The organism is Streptomyces sp. NPDC017940, assembly GCF_044328435.1.
Classification (GTDB): domain Bacteria; phylum Actinomycetota; class Actinomycetes; order Streptomycetales; family Streptomycetaceae; genus Streptomyces.
In genome coordinates, this window is record NZ_JBIRHJ010000011.1 from 45,733 (window position 1) to 71,200 (window position 25,468).

At 72.6% G+C, this 25,468-nt stretch carries 22 protein-coding genes; 13 read left to right on the forward strand and 9 right to left on the reverse strand.

Annotation, left to right across the window (positions count from 1 at the left end):
* Nucleotide 1: 1 nt before the first annotated feature.
* From ACH4DX_RS31690 to ACH4DX_RS31710, 5 genes are all read right to left on the reverse strand, one after another.
* Nucleotides 2–850, reverse strand: a complete 849-nt coding sequence (locus ACH4DX_RS31690; protein ID WP_398157623.1) for an SAM-dependent methyltransferase — start codon at nucleotides 848–850, stop codon at nucleotides 2–4.
* Between the two features lie 180 nt (nucleotides 851–1,030).
* A complete protein-coding gene (locus tag ACH4DX_RS31695; RefSeq protein ID WP_398115914.1) occupies nucleotides 1,031–1,615 on the reverse strand; it encodes a hypothetical protein in 585 nt (194 codons plus the stop codon).
* Nucleotides 1,612–3,036, reverse strand: coding sequence for a DUF6286 domain-containing protein (locus ACH4DX_RS31700; protein ID WP_398157624.1), 1,425 nt, complete (start codon nucleotides 3,034–3,036; stop codon nucleotides 1,612–1,614). The genes ACH4DX_RS31695 and ACH4DX_RS31700 overlap by 4 nt, the downstream gene beginning before the upstream one ends.
* The gene (locus ACH4DX_RS31705; protein ID WP_398115910.1) at nucleotides 3,033–3,218 is read right to left on the reverse strand and encodes a hypothetical protein; all 186 of its coding nucleotides are present in this window, start codon (nucleotides 3,216–3,218) and stop codon (nucleotides 3,033–3,035) included. The genes ACH4DX_RS31700 and ACH4DX_RS31705 overlap by 4 nt, the downstream gene beginning before the upstream one ends.
* A gap of 89 nt (nucleotides 3,219–3,307) precedes the next feature.
* Complete coding sequence (locus ACH4DX_RS31710; protein WP_398157625.1) at nucleotides 3,308–3,823, reverse strand: Asp23/Gls24 family envelope stress response protein; 516 nt, start codon at nucleotides 3,821–3,823, stop codon at nucleotides 3,308–3,310.
* A 328-nt stretch (nucleotides 3,824–4,151) separates the two neighbouring features.
* Between ACH4DX_RS31710 and ACH4DX_RS31715 the strand changes: the two genes are divergently transcribed.
* From ACH4DX_RS31715 to ACH4DX_RS31735, 5 genes are all read left to right on the forward strand, one after another.
* Nucleotides 4,152–4,739 carry an RNA polymerase sigma factor gene (locus ACH4DX_RS31715; protein ID WP_398115906.1) on the forward strand — a complete coding sequence of 196 codons (588 nt, stop codon included), beginning with the start codon at nucleotides 4,152–4,154 and terminating at the stop codon, nucleotides 4,737–4,739.
* Nucleotides 4,730–5,392 (forward strand): hypothetical protein, encoded by a 663-nt coding sequence (locus tag ACH4DX_RS31720; protein ID WP_398157626.1) that lies wholly within the window; start codon nucleotides 4,730–4,732, stop codon nucleotides 5,390–5,392. The genes ACH4DX_RS31715 and ACH4DX_RS31720 overlap by 10 nt, the downstream gene beginning before the upstream one ends.
* Nucleotides 5,389–5,730, forward strand: a complete 342-nt coding sequence (locus ACH4DX_RS31725) for an Asp23/Gls24 family envelope stress response protein (protein WP_398157627.1) — start codon at nucleotides 5,389–5,391, stop codon at nucleotides 5,728–5,730. Before ACH4DX_RS31720 ends, ACH4DX_RS31725 begins: the two co-directional genes overlap by 4 nt.
* Nucleotides 5,731–5,787: 57 nt before the next feature.
* The gene (miaB, locus tag ACH4DX_RS31730; RefSeq protein ID WP_398157628.1) at nucleotides 5,788–7,332 is read left to right on the forward strand and encodes a tRNA (N6-isopentenyl adenosine(37)-C2)-methylthiotransferase MiaB; all 1,545 of its coding nucleotides are present in this window, start codon (nucleotides 5,788–5,790) and stop codon (nucleotides 7,330–7,332) included.
* 95 nt (nucleotides 7,333–7,427) lie between these two features.
* Nucleotides 7,428–8,177, forward strand: coding sequence for a class III extradiol dioxygenase subunit B-like domain-containing protein (locus ACH4DX_RS31735; protein ID WP_398157629.1), 750 nt, complete (start codon nucleotides 7,428–7,430; stop codon nucleotides 8,175–8,177).
* A 280-nt stretch (nucleotides 8,178–8,457) separates the two neighbouring features.
* Here ACH4DX_RS31735 and ACH4DX_RS31740 read toward each other — a convergent pair whose 3' ends face one another.
* Both ACH4DX_RS31740 and ACH4DX_RS31745 read right to left on the reverse strand, forming a co-directional pair.
* Nucleotides 8,458–8,841, reverse strand: coding sequence for an antitoxin (locus ACH4DX_RS31740; protein ID WP_398115897.1), 384 nt, complete (start codon nucleotides 8,839–8,841; stop codon nucleotides 8,458–8,460).
* Nucleotides 8,842–8,865: 24 nt separating this feature from the next.
* Nucleotides 8,866–9,360, reverse strand: a complete 495-nt coding sequence (locus ACH4DX_RS31745) for a hypothetical protein (RefSeq protein ID WP_398157630.1) — start codon at nucleotides 9,358–9,360, stop codon at nucleotides 8,866–8,868.
* Nucleotides 9,361–9,542: 182 nt separating this feature from the next.
* On the opposite strand from ACH4DX_RS31745, the gene miaA reads away from it, so the two are divergent.
* The 6 genes from miaA to hflX all read left to right on the forward strand — a co-directional run bounded on the left by miaA (nucleotide 9,543) and on the right by hflX (nucleotide 18,065).
* Nucleotides 9,543–10,481: a tRNA (adenosine(37)-N6)-dimethylallyltransferase MiaA gene (gene miaA / locus ACH4DX_RS31750; RefSeq protein ID WP_398157631.1), complete on the forward strand. Its 939-nt coding sequence runs from the start codon at nucleotides 9,543–9,545 to the stop codon at nucleotides 10,479–10,481.
* A gap of 107 nt (nucleotides 10,482–10,588) precedes the next feature.
* On the forward strand, nucleotides 10,589–11,080 hold the full coding sequence (locus ACH4DX_RS31755; RefSeq protein WP_398116130.1) for a hypothetical protein: 492 nt from the start codon (nucleotides 10,589–10,591) through the stop codon (nucleotides 11,078–11,080).
* Nucleotides 11,081–11,309: 229 nt separating this feature from the next.
* Nucleotides 11,310–12,206 (forward strand): diaminopimelate epimerase, encoded by an 897-nt coding sequence (dapF, locus tag ACH4DX_RS31760; RefSeq protein ID WP_398157632.1) that lies wholly within the window; start codon nucleotides 11,310–11,312, stop codon nucleotides 12,204–12,206.
* A 253-nt stretch (nucleotides 12,207–12,459) separates the two neighbouring features.
* Nucleotides 12,460–14,598 carry a RelA/SpoT family protein gene (locus ACH4DX_RS31765; RefSeq protein ID WP_398115889.1) on the forward strand — a complete coding sequence of 713 codons (2,139 nt, stop codon included), beginning with the start codon at nucleotides 12,460–12,462 and terminating at the stop codon, nucleotides 14,596–14,598.
* 104 nt (nucleotides 14,599–14,702) lie between these two features.
* Entirely contained in the window at nucleotides 14,703–16,226 is a 1,524-nt protein-coding gene (locus ACH4DX_RS31770) for a M1 family metallopeptidase (RefSeq protein ID WP_398157633.1), read from the forward strand.
* Nucleotides 16,227–16,574: 348 nt separating this feature from the next.
* Nucleotides 16,575–18,065: a GTPase HflX gene (gene hflX, locus ACH4DX_RS31775; protein WP_398115885.1), complete on the forward strand. Its 1,491-nt coding sequence runs from the start codon at nucleotides 16,575–16,577 to the stop codon at nucleotides 18,063–18,065.
* A 224-nt stretch (nucleotides 18,066–18,289) separates the two neighbouring features.
* Here hflX and ACH4DX_RS31780 read toward each other — a convergent pair whose 3' ends face one another.
* Both ACH4DX_RS31780 and ACH4DX_RS31785 read right to left on the reverse strand, forming a co-directional pair.
* The gene (locus ACH4DX_RS31780) at nucleotides 18,290–19,507 is read right to left on the reverse strand and encodes a trypsin-like serine peptidase (RefSeq protein ID WP_398157634.1); all 1,218 of its coding nucleotides are present in this window, start codon (nucleotides 19,505–19,507) and stop codon (nucleotides 18,290–18,292) included.
* Between the two features lie 303 nt (nucleotides 19,508–19,810).
* Nucleotides 19,811–21,037: a trypsin-like serine peptidase gene (locus ACH4DX_RS31785; protein ID WP_398157635.1), complete on the reverse strand. Its 1,227-nt coding sequence runs from the start codon at nucleotides 21,035–21,037 to the stop codon at nucleotides 19,811–19,813.
* A 471-nt stretch (nucleotides 21,038–21,508) separates the two neighbouring features.
* Here ACH4DX_RS31785 and ACH4DX_RS31790 point away from each other — a divergent pair, with 471 nt between their 5' ends.
* Nucleotides 21,509–23,215, forward strand: a complete 1,707-nt coding sequence (locus ACH4DX_RS31790) for a diaminobutyrate--2-oxoglutarate transaminase family protein (protein WP_398157676.1) — start codon at nucleotides 21,509–21,511, stop codon at nucleotides 23,213–23,215.
* 406 nt (nucleotides 23,216–23,621) lie between these two features.
* Entirely contained in the window at nucleotides 23,622–25,454 is a 1,833-nt protein-coding gene (locus ACH4DX_RS31795) for an IucA/IucC family protein (RefSeq protein ID WP_398157677.1), read from the forward strand.
* Nucleotides 25,455–25,468: the final 14 nt, after the last annotated feature.

Genomic DNA, 25,468 nt, shown 5'->3' on the forward strand with positions numbered 1-25,468 from the left:
CTCAGTCCTTGCGGGCCACTCCGCCGAACATCGCCACCTCGTCGGGATCGCCCTGCTCGGTCGGGTCCGGGCGCCACCGTGAGCAGGACACCACGCCGGGTTCGAGGAGGGTGAGACCGTCGAAGAAGCGGGCGACCTGCTCGGGGGTGCGCTGCGTGAGCTTCGGTGTTCCGTGTTCGTTCCAGAAGGCCACGGCCGCGTCGACGTCGGGCATCGCAGGACTGGTGATCGTGTGCGAGAGCACCAGGTGGCTGCCCGGCGGCAGCGCGTCCAGCACGCGGCGTACGAGACCGAGTGCCTCCTCGTCGTCCTCGATGAAGATCACCACCCCGAGGAGCATCAGCGCCACCGGCCGGCTGAGGTCCAGGGTCTTAGCGGCGTGCGCGAGGACGGAGTCGACATCGCGCATGTCGGCGTCCAGGTAGTCCGTGCGTCCTTCGGGGGAGCTGGTCAGCAGGGCGCGCGCATGGGTCAGCACCAGCGGATCGTTGTCTACGTAGACGATGCGTGCCTCCGGGGCGATCCGCTGGGCCACCTCGTGGGTGTTGTCGGCGGTCGGCAGGCCGGTGCCGATGTCGAGGAACTGGCGTACGCCGCAGTCGGCCACCAGGTGCCGCACCGCGCGGCCGAGGAACAGCCGGTCCGCGCGCGCGTAGTCACCGATTCCCGGGTGCAGTGCGCGGATGCGGTCGCCCGCCTCCCGGTCGACCGCGTAGTTGTCCTTGCCGCCGAGCCAGTAGTTCCAGATCCGGGCGGTGTGCGGCTGCGCGGTGTTGATCCGGTCGCGCACGGCGGCGGCCGCGTCCTGCGGGGAGCCGGATTCGCCCTGCGGGGATGAACTCGCGGTCACGTGATCGCCTCCTGGCGTGACGTTGTCCGGGTGATGACGTCAACAGGCAATCTACTGCGGGGACTTGCCGCTTCCGCACCGACTTGCACAAGGGAGGCTTACGGCGCACGCCCACGGGGTGAGCGCGGGCACCCCGATGCGGCGTTCGGGGCGCCCCGTGTCGGTGCTGGGGCGCGCGGCTCAGCGGATGCGCCGGGCCTTGTGGCTCTGGACGCTCATCCGCACCTCCGCGTCGAGCTCCCTCGGGGCCGCGGCCGCACGGGCCTCCGCCACGGCCTGGAGGGACACCTGACGCAGTGCGGCGCGGGGGGAGCCCTCCGGGGTCAGGACGAGGGTGATGCGGGCCCGCAGCCGCAGGGGCCGCCCGACGAGACGCACATGGGCCCGGGCCACGCCGTCGACGGCCCGTACGCGCTCGGCCATCGCGGCGGCCAGCGCCGGGCCCGCCAGGGTCACACCGGGCCTCCCCAGTTGCAGGACGCGCAGGCGCCCGGAACGGAACTCCAGAACGGCCCAGGACAGGAACAGCAGCAGGGCGAGGGACAAGCCCGTGATCACCGCGGGCGTCCACCAGCCGTGGTCGCGCCAGCCGTCGACCGTGCGCTCGCCCAGCCACACGCGGTCGGTGTCCAGGAGCGGCCAGCCGGACGGCAGCCGGTCGCGAACGGGATCTGCCGTGGTGGCCAGGGCGGCGCCGGCGCCCAGGAGCGCCGCCGCCGCGCAGAGCAGCGTCGCGCGGTTCACGCCTCGACGGAGTGCGCTCATGAGGGTGTGTTCCTCCCGGTGTGCTCCTGCGGGCCTTCGGGGTCTCGGGGGTTGCCTGGGTCTCCTGGGTTGCCTGGGTCTCCCGGGGCCTGCGGTTGTGCCGGGTCCTGCGCTTTCCCGGGGGCTTGGGGTTGTGCCGGGTCCTGTGCTTTCTCGGGGGCCTGGGGTTGTGCCGGGGCCTGCGTTCTCCTGGGGTCCTGCGGCTCTGGCGGGCCCTGCGCTTCTGTTGGGCCCTGCGCTTCCCCGGGGACCTGCGGCTCATCCGGCGTCTGCGGCCTCTCCGGCGCCTGCAATCCTTCCGGCGTCTGCGACGAGGCCTCCGGTGCCCGCCAGTACGGCTCCCTGCGCAGCCGTACGCGGAGTTTGGGCGGCCTGGCGAGGCCCATCTCCGTCAGCGCCTCCTGGGCCGCTCTGAGGGCCTCCTGGCGGACGGTGACGGGGTCCCCGAACTCCAGTCCGCCGCGCACCCGGGCCCGGCGGCGTCCGAACCGCACCCGGACCTTCGTGACGCCCGGCACTTCCGCGACGGCGTCCCGCAACAGCGCAGCGGCCGCCCCGCGCTCCAGGACGGCCCGTACGCCGGACAGCGGTGGCGTCAGCGGCAGTCGGCGCCGCAGCCCCGGGGTGACCGCCAGGAACAGCAGCCACAAGCCGAGCGCCGACACGGCCGCCGCGGCAACGAGGTTCATCGCCGTCCCCGCCTCCGGGCCGTGCGTGGACAGCCACTCCATGAGCCTGACCCGCCACCGCGCGGGCGGCCGACCGGCCGCGTGCACCGCCACCACGTCGTACAGCACGACTCCGGAGACGGCGGCCGCGGCCAGGACCAACACGGCCACGGGCACCCGGCGTTCGGACCACGGCCGCCGACGGTCGCCGCGGGAAACCGGCATCTCCGTAGAGGACGGTTCGGCGACGGAAGCCTTCCGAAGCGAAGCGGCCGCCTGCGCGGGCACGCTCTTCTTCTGTAGGAGGTCTACCTGTACGGGGGCCGCACCCTGTACGGGGGCTTCCTCCTGCCCGGGGGCGCCCTGCCCGGGGGCGCCCTGCGCGGACGGCTCCCGCCCGGGCAGTTCCCGCACGGACAATTCCCGCACATGAATCCGTGCCGGGTCCACGGAGAGGCCCGTCAACCGGGACGTGCGGTCGACGACATGGGCCCGCACGCGCGCACCGGTGTCGTCCAGGACACCCGGGTAGGGCACGGACACCGTGACCCCCACCCGGGCCCGGCGGCCACGCACGGCCGCCGAACCCCGCCCGACCCGGACGTCGCCGGGCCCCAGGGCCTCCGTGGCGGCCCGTTCCGCGATGCGGCGCACCGCCCGGTCCGCGACGGTGGTCGCGCCGCGCTCGGCGGCGGGGACGGCCCCGCGCCCGGCGACGGGTGCCGGACCGGGCTCCGGGGCGGGACCGCTCATCGCCGCTCCCGGTCACGGCCCGACAGGAAGTCGCGGACGTCGACGCCGTCGTCCGCCAGGCGTCCGAGGACGAAACCGACCGCGCCGAGCGCGGCGACCAGCAAGAACGCACCGAACCCGCCGAACCACCCGGCGAATCCCAGCGCCATGCCCACCAACAGGCCCACCAGGGCTTTGTTCACCACTCACCTCACACCGCAGAGAAGGACATCGGGCAGGGCGCCGCCGGGGAGATCCGCGGGGCCACACATCGGGGACAGTGCTCGCGGTGCTACTCCACGCGGGTTTCGGCGGAGGCGTCCCGGTCGTCGTCGGGCAGGTGCACGTCGTTGACGGCGACGTTGACCTCGACGACCTCCAGGCCGGTGATGCGCTCCACGGCCGCGATGACGTTCTCGCGCACGTCGTGGGCGACGTCCGTGATGGGCACGCCGTACTCGACGACGATGTCCAGGTCGATCGCCGTCTGCCGCTCGCCGACCTCCACCTTCACACCGCGCCCCACGTTCGGACGGCCGCCGGGGACGCGGTCGCGCACCGCGCCGATGGTGCGGGACAGGCCGCCGCCCATGTCGTGCACTCCGGGGATCTCCCGCGCCGCCATACCGGCGATCTTGACGACCACCACGTCGGCGATGGAGGTCTTGCCGCGCGTCGCCGCCGGTTCGTCGGCGCCGGTGCGGCCCGTGAGGGTGGTGGCTCCCTCAGGGTTCCGCGAACCGCCGGCGCCGTCCGTCTCGCTGCCGCCGGACGTCGTCGGCTTCGAGGTGAACTCCTGTGTCGCCATATCGGTATCTCCTAGTCATGTGCGATGTGGTGAAGCTCGGTACGAGGTACGAGGTACGCAGTAGGCAGTGCGAGGGGGTGTGGGGCGGTCGGCTGAGTCGTCTCTGCCCCTCCCTCCGTACCTCTGCCCCCGAATGCGTCCCGCGCGCCGGAGCGGGCGCCGCACCCTCTTCGCGTTCGAGTTGTTCACTCCCACTGACACGGATGCCCCGAATCCGTTACGCGCCTCCCGGCAATTTCTTCTGCCGAGGGGTAGCGTGCCTGCGCCGCGTAACGCGGGCGGCTCGTCGTGTGTCGTACGAGCACGACCGGAGCGAGAGGAGCCGCGTGTGCCCGGGGACCGGGGCAGAGAGCCGGAGGACGCGGATGCGCCGTTGCCGCACGAGGACGCCTTGTTGGCGGTACGCGCGGCCGAGGGCGACGAAGAGGCCTTCGAGGCGCTCGTGCACCGTCACGCGCCCGTCCTGCTGCGCCTCGCCACGCGGCTGCTCGGCAGCCCGACAGAGGCCGAGGACGCCGTACAGGAGTCGTTCGTGAGCGCCTGGCGCAAGCTCCCGGAGTTCCGCGGGGACGCCCGGTTCGGCACGTGGATACACCGGATCGTCACCAACCGCTGCCTCAACCTGCTGCGCTCGCGGCAGCCGGTGACGGCCCTGGACAGTGTTCCGGAGCCGCAGGCGCCCGACCACCAGGTGTCGCCGCCGCGCGCGGCGGAGGCCCACGCGGCCGTCGCCGACCTGTCACGGGCGATAGAAGGGCTGTCTCCGGAGCAGCGGGTGTGCTGGGTCCTGCGGGAACTGGACGACGTGCCCTACGAGTCCATTGCCGAGACGGTCGGCATCAGCCAGGAGGCGGCCCGCGGCCGTGTCTTCAGGGCCCGGCGCTATCTGACGGAGGCGATGGCCGGATGGCGATGAACGAGAGCGGGGCACCGGACGGCACATCGTTCGACGGCGCCTCCGAAGAGGACGTCCTTCCCTGCGGACGGGAGCTGGCGCGGGTGTGGGAGCTGGCGGAGGCGGGCCAGCCGGACCCGCACACGGCCGGCTGCGCGCACTGCACCGAGGCCCTGCGCGCCCTACGGGCACTGGAGGGCGTCGTCGCGCGGGCACGCGACGACGAGCCGCCGGTACCGCCGTGGGACACCGCCGCGCTCACGGACCGCGTCATGGACGTGGTCCGCCTGGAGCTGCGGCCCGGACGCACGCTCCCGCTCGGCGAGGTCGACGAGGACGCGTGGATCGTGGAGGCGGCGGCCGCGCGGACGTTCCGGGCCGCCGTCGACACCCTGCCGGGAGTCCGCGCGGGCAGCTGCCGCGTCGAGGCCGCCCCGCAGGACGCGTCCGCCTCCCCGCCGCCTCCGGGACGGCTCCCCCGGGGACCGGCCAGGGTCCGCGTCGAAGTACAGGCGGGGCTCTCCTGGAACCTGCAACGCGTGGCGGACGAGGTGCGCGCCCGGATCGTCGGGGCCGCGGACCACGAGCTCGGCATGCGGATCGCGGCGGTCGACGTCGTGGTCACCGACCTGCTCGACGGGGACGAGGACGCGGCGGAAGGGCGGCAGCGATGACGGACCAGCAGGCTCCCCGCACCCTGGAGGACACCGTCGGCGCCGCCGTCCTCGCCACCCGCGGCGTGGCCTTCCTGCGGCCCGGCCTCGCCGGGCTCCTGCGCTCATCGGTGGGGCTCGGAGCGGCGCGGGGCGGCGCCGGTGCCTCCGGGGTGCGCGTACGGCGGCACAAGGGCTCCGAGGGCCTCGACATCCAGGTGTACGTGGTGCTCAACCGCGGACACCGCGCCCTGGACGTGACCCGCGCGGTGCGCTCCGCCGTCCTCGACGCCCTCCGTACGGAGGCGGGGGACAACGGCTCCGCGCAGATCGAGGTGACGGTGACCGGCGTCGTGTGACGGGCGGGGCGGACGAGGGGGTGAGGTGCACCATGGGTGCCCCCTTACCCTTGAGGGATGACCAGCAGCAGTGTCCGTACCGGAGCAGTGGACGAAGCAGTGGACGAAGTGGCCGTTGCGCGAAGCTACGAGATCCGCACCTACGGGTGCCAGATGAACGTCCACGACTCCGAACGGCTCTCCGGCCTCCTGGAGGACGCCGGTTACGTGCGTGCGCCCGAGGGCTCCGACGGCGACGCGGACGTCGTCGTCTTCAACACGTGCGCGGTCCGCGAGAACGCCGACAACCGCCTCTACGGAAACCTCGGCCGCCTCGCCCCCAGGAAGACGCAGCGTCCCGGCATGCAGATCGCCGTCGGCGGCTGCCTGGCCCAGAAGGACCGCGACACCATCGTGAAGAAGGCGCCCTGGGTGGACGTCGTCTTCGGTACGCACAACATCGGCAAGCTGCCGGTGCTCCTGGAGCGCGCCCGCGTACAGGAAGAGGCGCAGGTCGAGATCGCCGAGTCCCTGGAGGCGTTCCCCTCGACGCTGCCCACGCGCCGCGAGAGCGCGTACGCGGCCTGGGTGTCGATCTCCGTCGGCTGCAACAACACCTGCACCTTCTGTATCGTGCCCGCGCTGCGCGGCAAGGAGAAGGACCGCAGGACCGGTGACATCCTCGCCGAGGTCGAGGCGCTCGTCGGCGAGGGCGTCTCGGAGATCACCCTGCTCGGGCAGAACGTGAACGCCTACGGCTCCGACATCGGCGACCGTGAGGCCTTCAGCAAGCTGCTGCGCGCCTGCGGGCGGATCGAGGGCCTGGAGCGGGTGCGCTTCACCTCGCCGCACCCGCGCGACTTCACGGACGACGTGATCGCCGCGATGGCCGAGACGCCGAACGTGATGCCCCAGCTGCACATGCCGTTGCAGTCGGGCTCGGACACCGTCCTGAAGGCGATGCGCCGCTCGTACCGCCAGGAGCGCTACCTGGGGATCATCGAGAAGGTGCGCGCCGCCATCCCGCACGCCGCCATCACCACGGACATCATCGTCGGCTTCCCCGGGGAGACCGAGGAGGACTTCGAGCAGACCCTGCACGTGGTCCGCGAGGCCCGCTTCGCCCAGGCGTTCACGTTCCAGTACTCCAAGCGCCCCGGCACCCCCGCGGCCACCATGGAAGGCCAGATCCCCAAGGAGGTCGTACAGGCCCGCTACGAGCGCCTGGTCGCCCTCCAGGAGGAGATCTCCTGGGACGAGAACAAGAAGCAGGTCGGCCGCACCCTGGAGCTGATGGTCGCCGAGGGCGAGGGACGCAAGGACGGCGCCACCCACCGCCTCTCCGGCCGTGCCGCCGACAACCGCCTGGTCCACTTCACCAAGCCCGACACCGAGGTCCGCCCCGGTGACGTGGTGACCGTCGAGATCACGTACGCGGCGCCGCACCACCTCCTCGCCGAGGGCGCCGTCCTCGACGTACGGCGCACTCGCGCGGGCGACGCCTGGGAGAAGCGGAACGCGGCGGAGGCCGCGAAGCCCACGGGCGTCCTGCTCGGCCTGCCCAAGGTGGGCGTGCCGCAGCCGCTGCCGGCGGCCGCGGGGAGCGGCTGCGGCTGCGACTAGGGGTGGCTGTGGCTGTGGCTAGGGGTGGCTGCGCCTAGGGGCGATGGCGGCTGCGACTGGGGGCGGCCGCGACTGGACCCGTTACGCTGCGGATCATGCTTGTCGCCGCGGCTGTCTGCCCCTGCCCGCCCCTGCTCGTCCCCGAGGTCGCCGCGGGTGCGGCACCGGAACTGGACACCGCGCGGGCGGCGTGCTCCGACGTGATCGGGGTGCTCGCGGCGTCCCGGCCCGACCGCCTGGTCGTCGTGGGCCCGGCGGGGGCGCGCGGCCGGGGAACGCACGCCCAGGGGGCGCGCGGTTCGTTCCGTGGTTTCGGTGTGGACCTCGACGTACGCCTGGGAGCGGCCCCCACGGGTGCCGCCGGCTCCCACGGGGGCGAAGAGGGTGCGGCGGGGGAGCTACCGGTGTCGCTGGCCGTAGCGGGGTGGCTTCTGGAGCGCACGAGGTGGTCGGCCGCGCCCCTCGAAGGCCTCGGTGTGGCGGAACCCCTCGAGGCCGAGCGGTGCGTCCGGCTCGGGGAAGAGATCGCCGGGCGCGCGGAGCGGGTGGCGCTGCTCGTGATGGGTGACGCCAGCGCGTGCCGGACGCTGAAGGCCCCCGGATATCTGGACGAGCGGGCGGCGGAGTTCGACGCGGCCGTGGCGCGGGCGCTGGCCGCCGCGGATGTGACGGCGCTCAAGGAACTGGACGCGGACCTCGCGGGACAGCTCAAGGCGGCCGGACGCGCCCCCTGGCAGGTGCTGGCGGGCGCTGCGGGTGCCCGTGGAGGGGCCGCCCTGAGCGGCGAGCTGCTCTTCGATGACGCGCCGTACGGCGTGGGATACCTGGTGGCGGCCTGGTCGTAGGGGCCCGGTTCTCGCGGGGCGGTCGCGGGTGCCTCGCGCTGCTGCTGGTTCCCTGCACGCGCGTTTATGCGCCCACACGCGCCAGCGTGCGCCTGTACGCGGCCTTCTGTCATCCGTACGGTGCGGTGCGGTGATGCTTCCCGGTACGTAGCCGGGCCCTCCGCCCGGCCACGGCACCGCGCACAGGCGAGCCCTGCGGCGCGCGGCCGTACCGTACACAGGCCGACGGCCACGGAGCCGAGTGCGCTCCGCGGCCGTCAACCGGTTGTGCAGGGTGTGCTCAGGAAGCCGCGGGGGGTGTCGGTGACGACGGCGGTTCCGGCGGTGACGGCGGCCGGGTGCCGCCGGGGGGAGTGCGACCGCCGACATCCTTGCGGCCGTCGTCCCCCTCGCGGCCGTTTACCTGTCCACGGCCGTCTTCCTGTCCGCGGCCGTCGTCCTGCCGACGGCCGTCGTCCTCTTCCGCGAAACGGTCCAAGGCCTCCTTCGCCTTGCCCGTCCCCGTCCGGATCTGTTTGCTGTACTTGCCCTTGGTCCTCCGGTCGACCAGCTGCGCGGCCTTGTCCAGGCCCGAGTCGATCTTGTCCCCGTGCTGCTGCGCGAGGTCGGAGGCCTTGCCCTTGGCGGGGGCGAGCTTGTCTTTCAGACGGTTCAGGAAGCCCATGGGGTCACCTTCCTCGCGGGGGAGTCATTTGCGGGCGCTCTCACCGGCCTCGCTGTCGGCCGCCTCCTGCGCGGACTGCTGCTTGGGGATCTCCACGTTGTCCGCGCCGTCGGCAGCGGCATCGTCGGCACCGGCGGCGCCCTCGGCGACCGTGGCGCCGTCAGCGCCTGCGCCCCTGTCGGCGGCAGCCGACGCGCCCGCTTCCGTCGCCTCGGCATCAGCACCGGCGAGAGAGCCGGAAGCCTCGGCCTGAGAACCGGAACCGGAACCGGAACTGGTCACAGCGCCGGAGTCCGGAACGGGGTCGGATCCCGAGGCAGAAGCGGAAGCGGAGGCGGATTCGGTGTCCGCAGCACTCCTCGCCTCGCCCTTGGCGTCGTCCGCCGCGGCCCCGCCTTCGGCCTCGGAGGGCTTGCCAGCCGCCTCCTGCTCGGCCGTCCGGCCGTCAACCGCCGCCTCAGCGGCCGAGGCCTCCTCCGTGCCCTTGGACTTCCGGCGGAACCGTGCAAAAACGCCCATATCTACTCCATACGTTACTCGTGTGGGCGAAATCCCGCGCCGCCCGGTGCGTCCGATTGCTTCGCCCGGGTCACCGGTTCTCGAAACCGGCGGCCGGGACCTCGCAACAGGCAACGACCCCGGAGCCGTGTCGTCACGTAGCTCGTTCGGGCACGTGCGCCGTGGTTTGCGAGACTGGTGCGGTGAAAAGTGCAGCTCCCGCCCCGCGGGTCATCGCCGTCGTCGGGCCGACCGCGGCCGGAAAGTCCGATCTGGGTGTCTTCCTCGCCCAGCGCCTGGGCGGCGAAGTCGTCAACGCCGACTCGATGCAGCTGTACCGGGGGATGGACATCGGTACCGCCAAGCTGACGCCCGCCGAACGCGACGGCGTTCCGCACCACCTCCTCGACATCTGGGACGTCACCGAGGCGGCGAGCGTGGCCGAGTACCAGAAGCTGGCACGCGCGGAGATCGACCGGCTGCTCGGCGAGGGCCGCTGGCCGGTCCTTGTCGGCGGCTCCGGACTGTACGTGCGCGGAGCCGTCGACCAGCTGGAGTTCCCCGGCACCGACCCCGCCGTACGTGCGCGCCTGGAGGAGGAGCTCGCCCGGCTCGGCCCGGGCGCGCTGCACGCGCGCCTCGCCGTGGCCGACCCGGACGCGGCGCGCGCCATCCTGCCCGGCAACGGACGCCGGATCGTGCGCGCCCTCGAAGTCATCGAGATCACCGGCAAGCCGTTCACCGCCAACCTGCCCGGACACGAGTCCGTGTACGACACCGTGCAGATCGGCGTCGACGTGGGCAGGCCCGAGCTCGACGAACGCATCGCCACGCGCGTGGACCGCATGTGGGAGGCCGGACTCGTGGACGAGGTGCGCACGCTGGAGGCGCGGGGGCTACGGGAGGGGCGCACGGCCGCCCGCGCGCTCGGCTATCAGCAGGTGCTCACGGCGCTCGCCGGTGAGTGCACCGAGGACGAGGCGCGCGCCGAGACCGTGCGCGCCACCAAGCGCTTCGCCCGCCGACAGGACTCCTGGTTCCGCCGCGATCCGCGGGTGCACTGGCTGAGCGGCGCCGTGGCCGACCGCGGGGAACTCCGGGGGAGCGCACTGGCGTTGGTCGAACGAGCGGTCACAGCCTGATCACGTGATGGCATCGGGACGCTCAGCCGGTCATCGGGGCACCTGACGGCGTGCCATCATCGACCATCGATCGACCAGCTGAGGCCGGAGTGGGAGGGCGCGTGGCGATGGAGGCCGGCCCTCGTGACACCGCACATGACGGCGAGCGGCACACCGCACGGCACGGTGAGTCGCTCAGCCCGGACGGACCGGACAGCGCCGGACTCGTGGCCGGAGGCGTGACCGACGACGGGCCCTCCGACGAGGCCCTGACGACGGAGCCGCAGGTCGAGGTCGAGCTGCGGCCGCAGCGCAGGCTGCGCATCTGGCAGCTCGCGCCGATCGTGATCCTGGCCGCCGTCGGCTCCCTGATGTTCGCCTTCCCGCTGGCCTTCGAGTTCGGCGACGGCGGTGCCGTCGTGGCCATGCTGGGGCTGCTCATCAGCTCCTGTGCCGCGGGCTGGGGCATGATGGCCGCCCGCCGCGTCGGCCACACCTGGCCCGGCCTGCCGGAGCGCGGCTCGGGGCGGCGGCTGGACTGGCGGGTCGTCTCCGCGTACACGCTGATCGTGGTGCTCGTCGCGGTGCTCGCCGTCTGGCGCGTGGCCCGGCTCCGCTGAGTTCCGGCTCCGCCGAGCGGCAGCTCCGCCCGGCATCACCGCCCTGCGTCCCGGCTCCGCCGAGCACCAGCCCCGCGCAGCTTCACTCCGCTGCGCCCCGACTCCGCCGAGATCCGGCTCCCGGGCTTCGGCTCCCGGGCTTCGGCCCCCGGCTCAGCCCGCACCAGGGCATACCGGCCCCGCGGACGGCCCCCGAAGGTTTGTCGGAGCCACCCCGTACGATCGAGGGATGAGCACGCGGATCGCCTTCCTCAAGGGGCACGGGACCGAGAACGACTTCGTGATCGTCCCCGACCCCGAGAACGCCGTCGAGCTGTCCCCGGCCACCGTCGCCGCCCTGTGCGACCGCCGTGCGGGGATCGGCGCCGACGGCGTCCTGCACGTCGTGCGCTCCGCGGCCCACCCGGAAGCACGGCACCTGGCCGGCGAAGCCGAGTGGTTCATGGACTACCGCAACGGCGACGGCTCCGTCGCCGAGATGTGCGGCAACGGCGTGCGCGTCTTCGCCCGCTATCTCCAGCACGCGGGGCTCGTCGGCGAGGGCGACCTGCCCGTCGCGACCCGCGGCGGCGTCAAGCACGCACACATCGCCAAGCCCGCGGCGGACGGCGCCCCGGAAGGCGACATCACCGTCTCCATGGGCAGGGCCGTGCTCCCCGAAGGCGACGTGACGGTCTCCGTGGGCGCCCATCAGTGGCCCGCGCGCAACGTGAACATGGGCAACCCGCACGCGGTCGCCTTCGTCACCGACCTGGCACAGGCGGGCGACCTCCTGACTCCGCCCCCGTTCAGCCCCGCGTCGGCCTACCCTGACGGCGTGAACGTCGAGTTCGTCGTCGACCGCGGCCCGCGGCACGTCGCCATGCGCGTGCACGAGCGCGGCGCGGGCGAGACCCGCTCGTGCGGCACGGGCGCGTGCGCGGTGGCCGTCGCTGCGGCCCGCAGGGACGGCCTCGACCCGGCCAGGACCGGCACCCCGGTGACGTACACCGTCGATCTGCCCGGCGGCCGCCTGTCGATCACCGAGTCGCCGGACGGCGAGATCGCGATGACAGGCCCCGCGGTGATCGTCGCCGAGGGCGAGATCGACGCGGGACGGCTGACCGCGGCGGGAGAGTCGGCCTGAGTGCGGGGCTCGGCCGCACGGCGCACAGGGGGACGCGGGCCGCGCGCCCGCTCCCGCCCGTGCGCCCCGGTCGAAACCGCGCTCGCCCCTGTCGAAACGACGCTCCACGGAACTGTCGCTCGAATGGGTGATCCGTTTCACGCTCGGCGAGAGCGGGTCAGCGCCGCGTGATGGGCTCGATAGCATCAAGCACCGGCCCGGACGGAGCACGCAGTCGTTCGCTCACCGCCGGTCGAAGCTGCCGGAGGTGCCCATGAGTGCGGAGGCGACGAATCCAGCGACGCCCGGCCCCACAACGGCCCCGGGCCAGCGAAAGCGCGCCCGCCCCCGACTTGACCTGCGCAGAATCGGTCGTGCCGCACTGCTGGGACCGGCCACCCGCGACCGTCTCCCGGACGCCATCGGCCATGTGGCGGAGGCCCACCGCGGCCACCACCCGGATGCGGACCTGGAGCCCCTGCGCCGCGCCTACGTCCTCGCGGAGTCCTCGCACCGCGGCCAGATGCGCAAGAGCGGTGAGCCGTACATCACACACCCGCTCGCCGTCACGCTCATCCTCGCCCAACTCGGCGCGGAGACCACGACGTTGACCGCCTCCCTTCTCCACGACACCGTCGAGGACACCGACGTCACGCTGGAGCAGGTGCGCGCCGAGTTCGGCGACGACGTGTGCTATCTGGTCGACGGCGTCACCAAGCTGGAAAAAGTTGACTACGGAGCCGCCGCCGAGCCCGAGACGTTCCGCAAGATGCTGGTGGCCACCGGCAACGACGTACGCGTGATGGCGATCAAACTCGCCGACCGGCTGCACAACATGCGCACGCTCGGCGTGATGCGCCCCGAGAAACAGGCCCGCATCGCCAAGGTCACCCGTGACGTCCTCATCCCGCTCGCCGAACGGCTCGGCGTGCAGGCCCTGAAGACCGAGCTGGAGGACCTGGTCTTCGCGATCCTCCATCCGCAGGAGTACGCCGAGGTCAAAGAGCTGCTCGCGACGAAGGCGAAAGCCGGGGACGATCCGCTCGCGGACATCTCCGAAGAGGTGCGCGGCGTGCTGCGCGACGCGGGCATCGCGGCGGAAGTCCTCATCCGGCCACGCCACTTCGTCTCCGTCCACCGCGCACACCGCAAACGCGGCGAGCTGCGCCCCGCCGACTTCGGCCGCCTCCTCGTCCTCGTGCACGAGGACGCCGACTGCTATGGAGTCCTCGGCGAACTCCACACCTGCTTCACGCCGGTCGTCTCGGAGTTCAAGGACTTCATCGCCCTGCCGAAGTTCAACCTCTATCAATCGCTGCACACGGCCGTGGCCCGCGCCGACGGCGAAGTCGCCGAAGTCCTCATCCGCACCCACCAGATGCACCAGGTCGCGGAAGCGGGCGTCGTCGCCCTGCGCAACCCCTACGCCCCGCCCCCCGAGGAACAGCCGGCCGACGGCGAGCGCGCCGACCCCACCCGCCCCGGCTGGCTCTCCCGCCTCCTCGACTGGCAGCAGGCCGCCCCCGACTCCGACACCTTCTGGTCCACGCTGCGCGAGGACCTCGCCCAGGACCGCGAGATCGCCGTCTATCGCCCCGACGGCGGCACGCTCGGGCTGCCCGCCGGTGCCAGCTGCGTGGACGCCGCCTACGCGCAGTACGGCGAGGACGCCCACGCCTGCATCGGCGCCCGCGTCAACGGCCGCCTCGCGGCCCTCGGCACGGTCCTGCGGGACGGCGACACCGTGCAGCTCCTCATGGCCCAGGACCCGGCGTCCGGGCCCGCACACGACTGGCTCGACCACGCCCGCACACCCGCCGCGCGGATCGCCATCCGCCGCTGGCTGAGCACCCACCCCGCGCCGGCCACGCCCGCGCCGGTGGCCCCGGACCCCGCCCCCGTTGCGGTGCCCGCGGCCACCCAGCGGCCTCAGGTGTCCGCGGCGCTGCGCCCGGCCGCCGCGGACGTCGTCGCCGACCGGGAGGGCGCCACCGTGCGGCTCGCCGGCTGTTGTACGCCCGTGCCGCCCGACGAGATCACCGGTTTCACGGTGCGCGGCGGCGTCGTCACCGTCCACCGCGTCGGCTGTCCCACGGTGGCGCGCATGACGGAGGTGGGGCGCCCGGAGGTCGGGGTGCGCTGGGGCGACGCCACGGAGTGCCGGGTCACACTGATCGCCGAGTCGTTCGGCAGGCCGCACCTCCTGGCCGATCTCACGGAAGCCATCGCCCTGGAGGGCGCCGCGATCATCTCGGCGACCGTCGAACCACCCAGCCAGCAGCGCGTGCGCCACACGTACACCCTGCAACTGCCCGACGCCGGCGAGCTGCCCGGACTCATGCGCGCGATGCGCAACGTACCGGGTGTGTACGACGTGACCCGGGCCAAGGGCCGGGCCGCAGCCGCGCGCTGACGGCCCTTCGCGGGAAGGGCCCGCACCACCCCTTGCCGACTCGTTCGGGTGGGCTCGGCGCGTGCCGTCCCGATGGGGAAGGCCCGCGCTGATAGCGGTGTTTCATGCTCTCCACCACCCGCACCGAGATGCCACGGCCGAAGGGCTTCCGGGCCCGGCCGAAGGCCGTCCGCGTCGCGGTCGGCGTCCTCGCCACCGCCACCTCCGCCGCCCTGCTCGCCGCGAGCGCCCCGCAGCCGGCCGCGCCGCTCGGCATCGGCGACCGTCTCTTCCCGCACCTGGGAAACCCCGGGTACGACGTGACGTCGTACGACATCGCCTTCACCTACCGCGGCGACAACAGCAAGCCCCTGGACGCGCTCACGAAGATCAACGCCACCGTGACGGCACCGCTGGAGCGCGTCAACCTCGACTTCACGCACGGCGAGGTCCGTTCCGTCGACGTGAACGGCGCCCGCGCCGACTTCACCACCGCGGGCGAGGACCTCGTCGTCACGCCGGGCGCACCCGTGCGGGCCGGTGAGCGACTGCGGATCACCGTGCGGCACACCAGCGACCCGGTGTCCGCCAAGGGCGACGGCGGCTGGGTGCGCACCGGTGACGGCCTGGCCATGGCCAACCAGGCCGACGTCGCGCACCACGTCTTCCCGTGCAACGACCACCCGGCGGACAAGGCGCAGTTCACCTTCCGCGTCACCGCCCCCAAGGGCCTCACCGCCGTCGCCAACGGCCTGCCCCTGGACAGGACGCGCCGCGCCGACACCACCACCTGGGCGTACCGCACCCACCACCCCATGGCGACCGAGCTGGCCCAGGTGTCCATCGGCAGCTCCACCGTGCTGCACCGCACCGGGCCCCTCGGCCTGCCGCTGCGCGACGTCGTGCCGACGAAGGACCGCAAGGTCCTGGAGCCCTGGCTCAAGAAGACGCCCGGCCAGATGTCGTGGATGGAGGACAAGGTCGGCCGCTATCCGTTCGAGACGTACGGCGTGCTCGTCGCCGACGCCAGGACCGGCTTCGAACTGGAGACGCAGACGCTGTCGCTCTTCGAGAAGGCGCTGTTCACGCGGGCGGACCTGCCCGAGTGGTACGTCGACGCGATCATGGTGCACGAACTGGCGCACCAGTGGTTCGGCAACAGCGTCAGCCCGGGCACCTGGTCCGACCTGTGGCTGAACGAGGGGCACGCCACCTGGTACGAAGCGCTGTACGCGGAGGAGAAGGCGCGCCAGCCCATGGAGAAGCGCATGCGCTACGCCTACGGTCTCTCCGACCGCTGGCGCGCGGCCGGCGGGCCGCCCGCCGCACCCAAGGGTCCCAAGCCCGGCCAGAAGATCAGCATCTTCAGGCCCGTCGTGTACGACGGCAGCGCCCTCGTGCTCTACGCCCTGCGCGAGGAGATCGGACGCCCCGCGTTCGAGGCGCTGGAGCGGGCCTGGGTGCACACCTACCGGGACGGGAACGCGACGACGGCCGACTTCGTCCGGCTCGCGTCCGACGTCGCGGGACGTGATCTGGACGGGTTCTTCGACGGCTGGCTGTACGGCGAGAAGACGCCGCCGATGCCGGGCCACCCGGACTGGACCACGACGGCGCCGGGGAAGAAGGCGGCACCCGCCAAGAAGTAGGGACCGGCCTGGGCGACAGCCCGAAAGCGCTCGGCAGCAGACGCAGACAGTAATAGTCAGCCCAAAAGGGCTGGGCAGCACACGGAAAACTCAGGTGACGAGACGGGCCGTACCGTGCGACCATCTTCAGGTCGACGGCGCGGCCCGTCCGGGAGATCCCCTCGGGGACATCTCAGGGACGGTTCCGGCTGGTCCCGGGAATCTCCGGGAGCCTGTGAGCGTTGTCGGACATGAACGGGTGGCGCTGTGGCACACGAGACGTACGCCACGACGGTGTGCGGGTGCGACAGGGCGGCAGACGCTCGGACGCGCTCTCCGTATCGGATTCCCATCGACGTAAAGGACCCAATGACCTCCTCTTCTTCCCCTTCCCAGGACGCACAGAGCTTCGCGCAGAACTACCCCGAAGGTCTTCGGGCCGATGCCCTGATGGAAGAGGACGTCGCCTGGAGCCACGAGATCGACGGAGCGCGGGACGGCGATCAGCTCGACCGCTCCGAGCGCGCGGCCCTGCGCCGCGTGGCGGGCCTCTCCACCGAGCTCGAGGACGTCACCGAGGTCGAGTACCGACAGCTCCGCCTTGAGCGCGTCGTGCTCGTCGGCGTCTGGACCTCCGGGACGGTCGACGACGCGGAGAACTCCCTCGCCGAGCTCGCCGCACTCGCGGAGACCGCGGGCGCGCACGTCCTCGACGGAGTCATCCAGCGCCGCGACAAGCCCGACCCGGCCACGTACATCGGCTCGGGCAAGGCCCTGGAGCTGCGTGACATCGTGCTCGAAACCGGTGCGGACACCGTCGTCTGCGACGGTGAGCTGAGCCCCGGCCAGCTCATCCACCTCGAAGACGTCGTCAAGGTCAAGGTGGTCGACAGGACCGCCCTGATCCTCGACATCTTCGCCCAGCACGCCAAGTCCCGAGAGGGCAAGGCCCAGGTGGCCCTCGCGCAGATGCAGTACATGCTGCCGAGGCTCCGCGGCTGGGGCCAGTCGCTCTCCCGGCAGATGGGTGGCGGCGGCGGTGGCGGCATGGCCACCCGCGGTCCCGGTGAGACCAAGATCGAGACGGACCGGCGGCGGATCCGCGAGAAGATGGCGAAGATGCGCCGGGAGATCGCGGAGATGAAGACCGGCCGCGAGATCAAGCGCCAGGAGCGCAAGCGCAACAAGGTGCCTTCGGTCGCCATCGCCGGATACACGAACGCGGGCAAGTCCTCCCTCCTGAACCGCCTCACCGGCGCGGGAGTGCTGGTGGAGAACGCCCTGTTCGCCACCCTCGACCCGACGGTCCGCAGGGCGGAGACCCCGAGCGGTCGGCTGTACACCCTGGCCGACACGGTCGGTTTCGTCCGGCATCTGCCGCACCACCTCGTGGAGGCCTTCCGCTCCACCATGGAGGAAGTCGGCGAGTCCGACCTCATCCTGCACGTCGTGGACGGTTCGCACCCCGCGCCGGAGGAGCAGCTCGCCGCCGTGCGCGAGGTCATCCGCGATGTGGGCGCGACGGACGTGCCGGAGATCGTAGTGATCAACAAGGCGGACGCGGCCGACCCGCTGGTCGTCCAGCGGCTGTTGCGTACGCAGAAGCACGCCATCGTCGTGTCCGCGCGGACCGGTACCGGCATCGAGGAGCTGCTCGCGCTCATCGACGCCGAACTGCCCAGGCCCGAGGTCGAGATCGAGGCCCTCGTGCCGTACACCCACGGTCAGCTGGTATCGCGTGCGCACGCCGACGGCGAGGTGCTCTCCGAGGAGCACACCGCCGAGGGCACCCTGCTCAAGGCCCGGGTGCACGAGGAACTCGCGGCGGAACTCGCGCCGTTCGTTCCCGCGGCGCACTGACGGCGAGCCGCGCACCGGCTCCGCTGCTGCCGCCGCGTACCGACCGCGGCGGCACGACCCCGCTGACGCGGGCAGGCGTACGCGGGCAGGCATACGCGGGCAGGCACACGCGGGCAGGCACACGCGGGCAGGCGTTCATGGTGAAGGCCCCGCCCCCTCACGAGGGGGCGGGGCCTTCACCATGCGCTCAGCCCCCGCAGGGGCCCGGGCCCGCCGGCCCGAGGTCACTGCGCCCCGTACTTCTCGCTCATCATGTCGAAGACCCGCTTCGCGCCGGTGCCCAGCTGGGGGCCCGCCAGCCAGGTGTTCCCGGCCGGGCCGATCGACGTGTTGGAGACGAGCTCGGTCTTGTCACCCACGGCCCGGAACCAGCCGCCGCCCGACGAACCGCCGGTCATGGTGCAGCCGATGCGGTACATCGTCGGCGTCGCCGGGTCGAGCGACAGACGGCCCGGCTTGTCGATGCACTTGTGCATCATCAGGCCGTCGTACGGCGCCGCCGCCGGATAGCCCCACGCGCCCATGGAGCTCACGCTCCGCGCCGAGGGAGTCGAGAAGTCGACGTCCAGCGCGTTGCCCACGGTCTCCTCGAGGGACTTGGTGCCCTCCTGCGGCTTCACGTGCATGACGGCGTAGTCGTACGGGGCACCCGCGCCGCCCGAAGCCGCGCCCTGGTCGATCCACTCGCCGGAGGTGGAGACCCAGTCCGCCCACCACTGGCCGTACGGCGCGATCTCCTGCGGCGCCGCGTTGCTCAGCGCCGCCTCGGACTTGCCGAGGTCGTTGTAGGAGGGCACGAAGGTGATGTTGCGGTACCAGCCGCCCTGCGCGCCCGCGTGCACGCAGTGTCCCGCCGTCCACACGAGGTTGGACCTGCCCGGGTTGCGCGGGTCCTTCACGACCGTGCCGGAGCAGACCATCGAGCCCTCGGGGGAGTCGAAGAAGATCTTTCCGACCGGGGCGGCGTTCTCGTGGTACGGCGTCTTCTCGGGCTCGGCCCTGACCGGCGACGGCTCGGGATCGGTCGCGCCCTGGTCGGCGGTCGCGTCCTTGGCCGCGATCGTCTTGTTCGGGTCCTTCGCCTCCTGCATCCGCTCCGGCTTCCAGTGCCCGTCTATGACCGGGTTGACGAAGTCCTTGGCCTCGCGCAGCCAGTCGTCCTTGCTCCAGTCCTTCCAGGCGCCGTCCTTCCACTTGTCCGGGTCGATGCCGTGCTTCCGCAGCCGGTCGGCGAGGTCGCCGGTGAGTCCGCCGCCCGAATCGGAACCGGAGTCGGAGCCCTTGTCCGCGTCCTGCGCCGCGTCGGAGTCCGCCTGGTCACCCGCCTTGTCCTCGCTCGGACCGCAGGCCGTCGCGGTGAGCGCCAGCGCGGCGGCGAGCCCGGTCGCGGCGAGGGCGGCGCGACGGCCGCTGCGCGCGAAGGGCGCACGAAGGGAACGCATGGAGTGATTACCCCCGTTGTGAACTGGTATTTGCCATGTGCGTGTCAGGCGTGGGCGTGGCATCCGCCGCTCCGGCCGACATGAGCACCCACTATGCCTGGGGAATTGGGGACGAACGGGGGCGAGGCGGTGAAGGTTTCGCCGCCCCGCCGCCCCGCCGTCGTACGCGTACTCAGCGAGTGCCGGGTGTTACCGGGAGTGCCGGGTGCTACCGAAAGCACCGGGTGTTACCGGGAGTGCCAGGTGCTGCTGGTAGTACCGGGTGTTACCCGTAGCACCTGGCATCACCGCGAGTGCCGGGTGCTACTGCCCCGCGAACTTCTTGCTGACCGCGTTGTAGATGCCCTTGGCCTCGCCGCCGAGGCGCGGCCCCGCGAGCCAGCCCGCCGTCACCGGACCGATGGAGGTGTTGGACACCAGCGCCGGCTCGCCGTCCTGACCCGCGGCGATCCAGCCGCCGCCGGACGAACCGCCGGTCATGGTGCAGCCGATGCGGTACATCGTCGGGTCGGGCTCGCTGATGGAGAGCCGGCCCGGCTTGCCCGCGCACTGGAACTGCTTCTGGCCGTCGAACGGCGGGGCGGCCGGGTAGCCGGTCGCCGTCATGTCCTTGATCCGGGCCACCGCCGGAGCGTTGAACTCCACCGGCACGGCCGCGCCGACCGTCTCCTCCAGGGACTTGCCCTCGCTGCCCTTCTCCGGCGTCACATGGATCACCGCGAAGTCGTACGGAGCACCCTTACCGCCCGTCGGGCCGCCCTGCTCGATCCACTGGTCGGACGTCTGCGCCCAGTCGCCCCACCAGACGCCGTACGGGGCGACCTCTTCCTTGGGCGCGCCCTGCAACTCGGCGGTGGGCCTGCCGCTGTCGTTGTACGACGGGACGAAGGCGATGTTCCGGTACCAGCCACCCTTGGCGCCCGCGTGCACGCAGTGGCCCGCCGTCCACACCATGTTGGACTTGCCCGGGTTCTTCGGGTCCTGCACGACCGTCGCTGAGCAGACCATCGAGCCCTCGGGGCCGTCGAAGAAGAGCTTTCCGGCCTCCGGCACCTGGTCGTGGTACGGCGTCTCGAGGGCCGCCGCCTCGACGGGTGCCGGGGTCGGGTCCGTCACGCCCTGGTCGCCGGAGATGTCGGACTCCTCGACGCCGCGGTCCGGGTTCTTGTCGGCGTCCCGCATGCGGTCCGGGTCCCACAGGCCCTCGATGACCGGGTTGACGAAGTCCTCCGCCTCGCGCAGCCAGTCGTCCTTGTCCCAGTCCTTCCAGGCGCCGTCCCGCCACTTGTCCAGGTCGATGCCGTGCTCCTTGAGCCGGTCCTGGAGGTCACCCGGGATCTTGAACTTGCCGTCGTCGTTGCCACCCGGCTGCGAGGCGGAGGAGTCGTCCGTGTTGTCGTCGCCCGGACCGCAGGCCGTCGCGGTCAGGACGAGTGCCGCGCCGAGCGCGACGGCGGCCGCCACGGGGGAGGTCCTGCCGCGCGCGCTCCTCCCACGACGAGAGGTGAAGAGCGGACGTATGGGTCGCATGGTGAGAATCCCCCTGGGCCTCGATATCGTTCCAAATGCCGTACATCGTCGCGTCGTGCGGCATGCGTCATGCCGTACGGCGTCGGTCGTCGCGGACTCCTGGTGCGGAGCGCCCGGACGCGGTGCTTCCGGGTCCTGCCCGCCCGTGGTGCCGGACGCCCGGGGACCGCGGTGCGGAACACCTCGGTCCTGATGAACGGCACCCCACACTATGCCGGTGCCGTTGGGGACGGCCCACGGAACAGCAACGGTTCCGTCACGGCAAGGATCTTCCGTACACCCGTGATCCCGCGCGTACGCCGTCGTTGGTACGTACGGGGGACACGCCCTGCGCGTTCAGCCCTCGCGCCAACTCGCACGCGCGCCCGCCCGCATGCGGTGGGCCCGCGCCACGTCCCAGCGGGAGGACCAACAGCCGTGGCCGTGACCGACCCTGCTCCCGCGGTGGTGCCCGCGGACCCCGAAGATGTGGTGCACGCCACTGCTCCCGCTGCCGCCTCCGCCCCTGCTCCCGCTGCCGCTGCCGCTGCGCCGGCGTACGAGGCGATCCTGCGCCGGCAGTCGGCGCGCGAGTCCGCCGCGCGCACCTACGCGCGCGCCCTCCCCATCGTGCCCGTCCGCGCCCGCGGTATGACCATCGAGGGCGCCGACGGCCGACGCTACCTGGACTGCCTCTCCGGCGCGGGCACCCTGGCCCTCGGCCACAACCACCCCGTCGTGCTCGAAGCCATCCGGGGCGTCCTCGACTCCGGGGCGCCCCTGCACGTCCTCGATCTGGCCACCCCCGTCAAGGACGCCTTCACCACCGAGCTGTTCCGTACGCTCCCGCCCGCCCTCGCGGACCGGGCGCGCATCCAGTTCTGCGGGCCCGCGGGCACCGACGCGGTCGAAGCCGCCCTGCATCTCGTCCGCACCGCCACCGGACGCGAAGGACTGCTCTCCTTCACCGGCGCCTACCACGGCATGACCGCGGGCGCCCGCGCGGCGTCCGGCGGCGCACGGGACGTACGCGTCACCCGGCTGCCCTACCCGCAGGACTACCGGTGCCCCTTCGGTGTCGGCGGCCCGCGCGGCGCCGAACTCGCCGCCCGCTGGACCGAGAACCTCCTCGACGACCCCAAGTCCGGCGTCCCCGCGCCCGCCGCCATGATCCTCGAACCCGTACAGGGCGAAGGCGGCGTCCTGCCCGCCCCGGACGCCTGGCTCCGCCGGATGCGCCGGATCACCGCGGACCGCGGCATCCCCCTCATCGCCGACGAGGTGCAGACCGGCGTCGGCCGGACCGGCGCCTTCTGGGCCGTCGAACACAGCGGCATCGTCCCCGACGTCCTCGTCCTGTCCAAGGCCATCGGCGGCAGCCTGCCCCTCGCCGTCGTCGTCTACCGCGACGACCTCGACGTCTGGCCCCCCGGCGCCCACGCGGGCACTTTCCGCGGCAACCAGCTCGCCATGGCCGCCGGTACCGCGACCCTCGCCCACGTCCGCGAGAACCGCCTCGCCGAGCGTGCCGCGGACATCGGCGCCCGCATGCTCGCCGGTCTGCGGTCCCTGGCCGCCCAGCACCCCTGCGTCGGTGACGTCCGGGGCCGGGGTCTGATGCTCGGGATCGAACTTGTCGACCCGAATCGCGGTCAAACGCCGTCTGCGGCGGCAGGGTTGGCGGGACAGTTGGGGGGTGAGTACGACGCTTTCGTACACGGTCGCCCGTCCGCCGGGCCGGACCGGCCGGTCCCTGCGGCGCCGGGCTCTGCTCCTGGCGTGCCCGTTTCCGCGTCCGCGGCGCCGAACTCTGCGGCTACCGGGGCTGCCGGGGCTGCCGGGACTGCCGGGGCCGCCGCACCGACCTCCGCGACTGCCGCGCCGACCTCCGCGATGCCCCCGGGCGGCCCGGGCGGCCCGGGCAGCCCGGGCGACCCGGCGTCGTACGGACTGCCCGACAACCGCCCGCATCCACCCGCGCCCGAACTGGCTGCCGCCGTACAGCGCGCCTGCCTGCACCGCGGGCTCATCGTCGAGCTCGGCGGACGGCACGCCAGCGTCGTACGCCTGCTGCCTCCCCTCACGATCACGGACGAACAGGCGGACGCGGTCCTCGACCGCCTCGCCGACGCACTCACCGCGGTGGAGCGGTCCCACCACCGCGACACCGAAGGCCGCCACAGCAGCAGCCCTTCATGACCGCCCCTGTGCACGGCCCCTGACCGAGGCGGACCCGGGCCGAGCGAACCCGTCCACCTACGTGTCCTCCCAGCACGTCCCCACCCACCACGTCCCCACCCAGGTCCATGTCCCGCCTGTCCCCAGTCGCCGCCCGTCGCCACGGAGCCCGATCACCACCCGAGGAACCCTCTTGAACGCCACCCCCCCATCCGACGGCTGTCCCCCGCCCCACCCATCGGGAGCGCGCGGCACACAATCCCCGAAGCCCTTTCAGACCCCTCAACCCGCCCAGGGCCCCCAGCCCCCTCAGGCCCCACAGGACCCGCAGTCCTCGCAGGATCCGCAGTCCCCGCAGTCCCCGCAGTCCCCGCAGTCCCCGCAGGCAACGGAACCCCACACAGTCCCGCGACAGAAGGGCCGAAGCCTGGAGGCCGAGCGGTTGCGCCACCGCACGGCCGACCTCCGCGACCTCCTCGACCACCCCGACCCGCGCACGGCCGCACAGGCCGCGGCCGTCGAGAACCTGCTGCGCTGCTGGGTACGGGAGAACGCCCTTCCCGCACCGGAGCAAGGCACCCTGCGCATTCCCCTCGAAAGCAGCGGCACCGCACTCCTCGTCCCCGTGGACTACTGGTCCCCCACCGGCTGGCACCGCTTCGGCCTGCCCCACCTGGAGGACGGCCCCAGCACCGCGCCCCCCGCCGACGCCGTCACCGTCGCCGCCCTCCTCAACCGGGAGGCAGCCCGCACGAGCGAGCCGGAGGGGACCGGGCGTGACGTACCCGAACGCGAGATCCCCGACGGCGCCGATCTGGTCGCCCGCGTCGCCGACTCCGCCCGCCGCACCGCCGACTTCATCGCCGACCGCAGGAACAACCCGGCGGACACCCCCGACCTCTTCCTCGCCGCCGAACAGTCCTTGCTCCTCGGGCACCCGCTGCACCCGACCCCGAAGAGCCGCGAAGGCCTCTCCGACAGCGAAGCGCGGCTCTACTCACCCGAGCTGCGCGGCGCGTTCCCCCTGCACTGGCTGGCCGTCCACCGCTCGGTGCTCACCATGGACTCGGCCTGGACCGAACGCGGCCGCACCATCCCGGCCGACCAGCTCACCGCCCGACTCGCCGGCCCCGGCCTGCCCCTGCCCGACGGACACGCGGCACTGCCCGTGCACCCCTGGCAGATCCGCGAACTCCGACACCGCCCCGCGACCGCCGCCCTTCTGGACGCCGGTCTCCTCAGGGACCTCGGCCCCCACGGAGACCCCTGGCACCCCACATCCTCCGTACGCACCCTCTACCGCTCCGGCGCCCCCGCGATGCTGAAGCTGTCGCTCGCCCTGCGCATCACCAACTCCCGCCGTGAGAACCTCCGCAAGGAACTCCACCGCGGCGTCGAGGTCCACCGGCTGCTCCGCAGCGGCCTCGCCGAGCAGTGGCAGGCCGCCCACCCCGGCTTCGACGTGGTACGCGACCCCGCCTGGCTCGCCGTCACCGGACCCGATGGCGAAGCCGCCCCCGGTTGCGAGGTGATGATCCGGCACAACCCGTTCCGTCCCGACGACGACGCCACCTGCATCGCAGGGCTCGTCTCACCCAAGCCGAACACCCACACCGCGGGCCACGACCGGGCGCCCATGCACTCACGGCTCGCCGCGCTCATCACCCGTCTCGCCGGCCACACCGGCCGCCCCCGCGGAGCCGTCGCCACGGAGTGGTTCCTGCGCTACCTCCAGAGCGTCGTACGCCCCGTACTCTGGCTGGACAGCGAAGCAGGCGTCGCCCTGGAGGCGCACCAGCAGAACACCCTCCTGCTGCTCGACCCCGACGGCTGGCCCACCGGCGGCCGTTACCGCGACAACCAGGGCTACTACTTCCGTGAGTCCCGCCGCGGTGAACTCGACAAGCGGCTCCCCGGCATCGGGCGGAACAGCGACACCTTCGTCTCCGACGAGGTCACCGACGAACGCTTCGCCTACTACCTCGGTATCAACAACGTGCTCGGACTCATCGGAGCGCTCGGCGCGGAACGCCTCGCCGACGAACGCATCCTGCTCGCCGCGTTCCGCCGCTTCCTCACCGACACCGCCTCCGGACCGGACCGGCTGCGCACCCCACTGCCGGCGCGGCTGCTCGAATCACCCGTGCTGCGGTGCAAGGCCAATCTGCTGACCCGGCTGCACGGCCTCGACGAACTCGTCGGCCCCGTCGACACCCAATCCGTCTACGTCACCATTCCGAATCCCCTCCACCACACATGACCCGCCCTCGCCCT

Coding starts and splice junctions, on each gene's coding strand:
- ACH4DX_RS31695 (WP_398115914.1), bottom strand. CDS start 1,615: ATGAGCGCACTCCGTCGAGGCGTGAACCGCGCGACGCTGCTCTGCGCG.
- ACH4DX_RS31700 (WP_398157624.1), bottom strand. CDS start 3,036: ATGAGCGGTCCCGCCCCGGAGCCCGGTCCGGCACCCGTCGCCGGGCGC.
- ACH4DX_RS31710 (WP_398157625.1), bottom strand. CDS start 3,823: ATGGCGACACAGGAGTTCACCTCGAAGCCGACGACGTCCGGCGGCAGC.
- ACH4DX_RS31720 (WP_398157626.1), top strand. CDS start 4,730: ATGGCGATGAACGAGAGCGGGGCACCGGACGGCACATCGTTCGACGGC.
- ACH4DX_RS31725 (WP_398157627.1), top strand. CDS start 5,389: ATGACGGACCAGCAGGCTCCCCGCACCCTGGAGGACACCGTCGGCGCC.
- miaB (WP_398157628.1), top strand. CDS start 5,788: ATGACCAGCAGCAGTGTCCGTACCGGAGCAGTGGACGAAGCAGTGGAC.
- ACH4DX_RS31735 (WP_398157629.1), top strand. CDS start 7,428: ATGCTTGTCGCCGCGGCTGTCTGCCCCTGCCCGCCCCTGCTCGTCCCC.
- ACH4DX_RS31740 (WP_398115897.1), bottom strand. CDS start 8,841: ATGGGCTTCCTGAACCGTCTGAAAGACAAGCTCGCCCCCGCCAAGGGC.
- ACH4DX_RS31745 (WP_398157630.1), bottom strand. CDS start 9,360: ATGGGCGTTTTTGCACGGTTCCGCCGGAAGTCCAAGGGCACGGAGGAG.
- ACH4DX_RS31755 (WP_398116130.1), top strand. CDS start 10,589: ATGGAGGCCGGCCCTCGTGACACCGCACATGACGGCGAGCGGCACACC.
- dapF (WP_398157632.1), top strand. CDS start 11,310: ATGAGCACGCGGATCGCCTTCCTCAAGGGGCACGGGACCGAGAACGAC.
- ACH4DX_RS31765 (WP_398115889.1), top strand. CDS start 12,460: ATGAGTGCGGAGGCGACGAATCCAGCGACGCCCGGCCCCACAACGGCC.
- ACH4DX_RS31770 (WP_398157633.1), top strand. CDS start 14,703: ATGCTCTCCACCACCCGCACCGAGATGCCACGGCCGAAGGGCTTCCGG.
- hflX (WP_398115885.1), top strand. CDS start 16,575: ATGACCTCCTCTTCTTCCCCTTCCCAGGACGCACAGAGCTTCGCGCAG.
- ACH4DX_RS31780 (WP_398157634.1), bottom strand. CDS start 19,507: ATGCGTTCCCTTCGTGCGCCCTTCGCGCGCAGCGGCCGTCGCGCCGCC.
- ACH4DX_RS31785 (WP_398157635.1), bottom strand. CDS start 21,037: ATGCGACCCATACGTCCGCTCTTCACCTCTCGTCGTGGGAGGAGCGCG.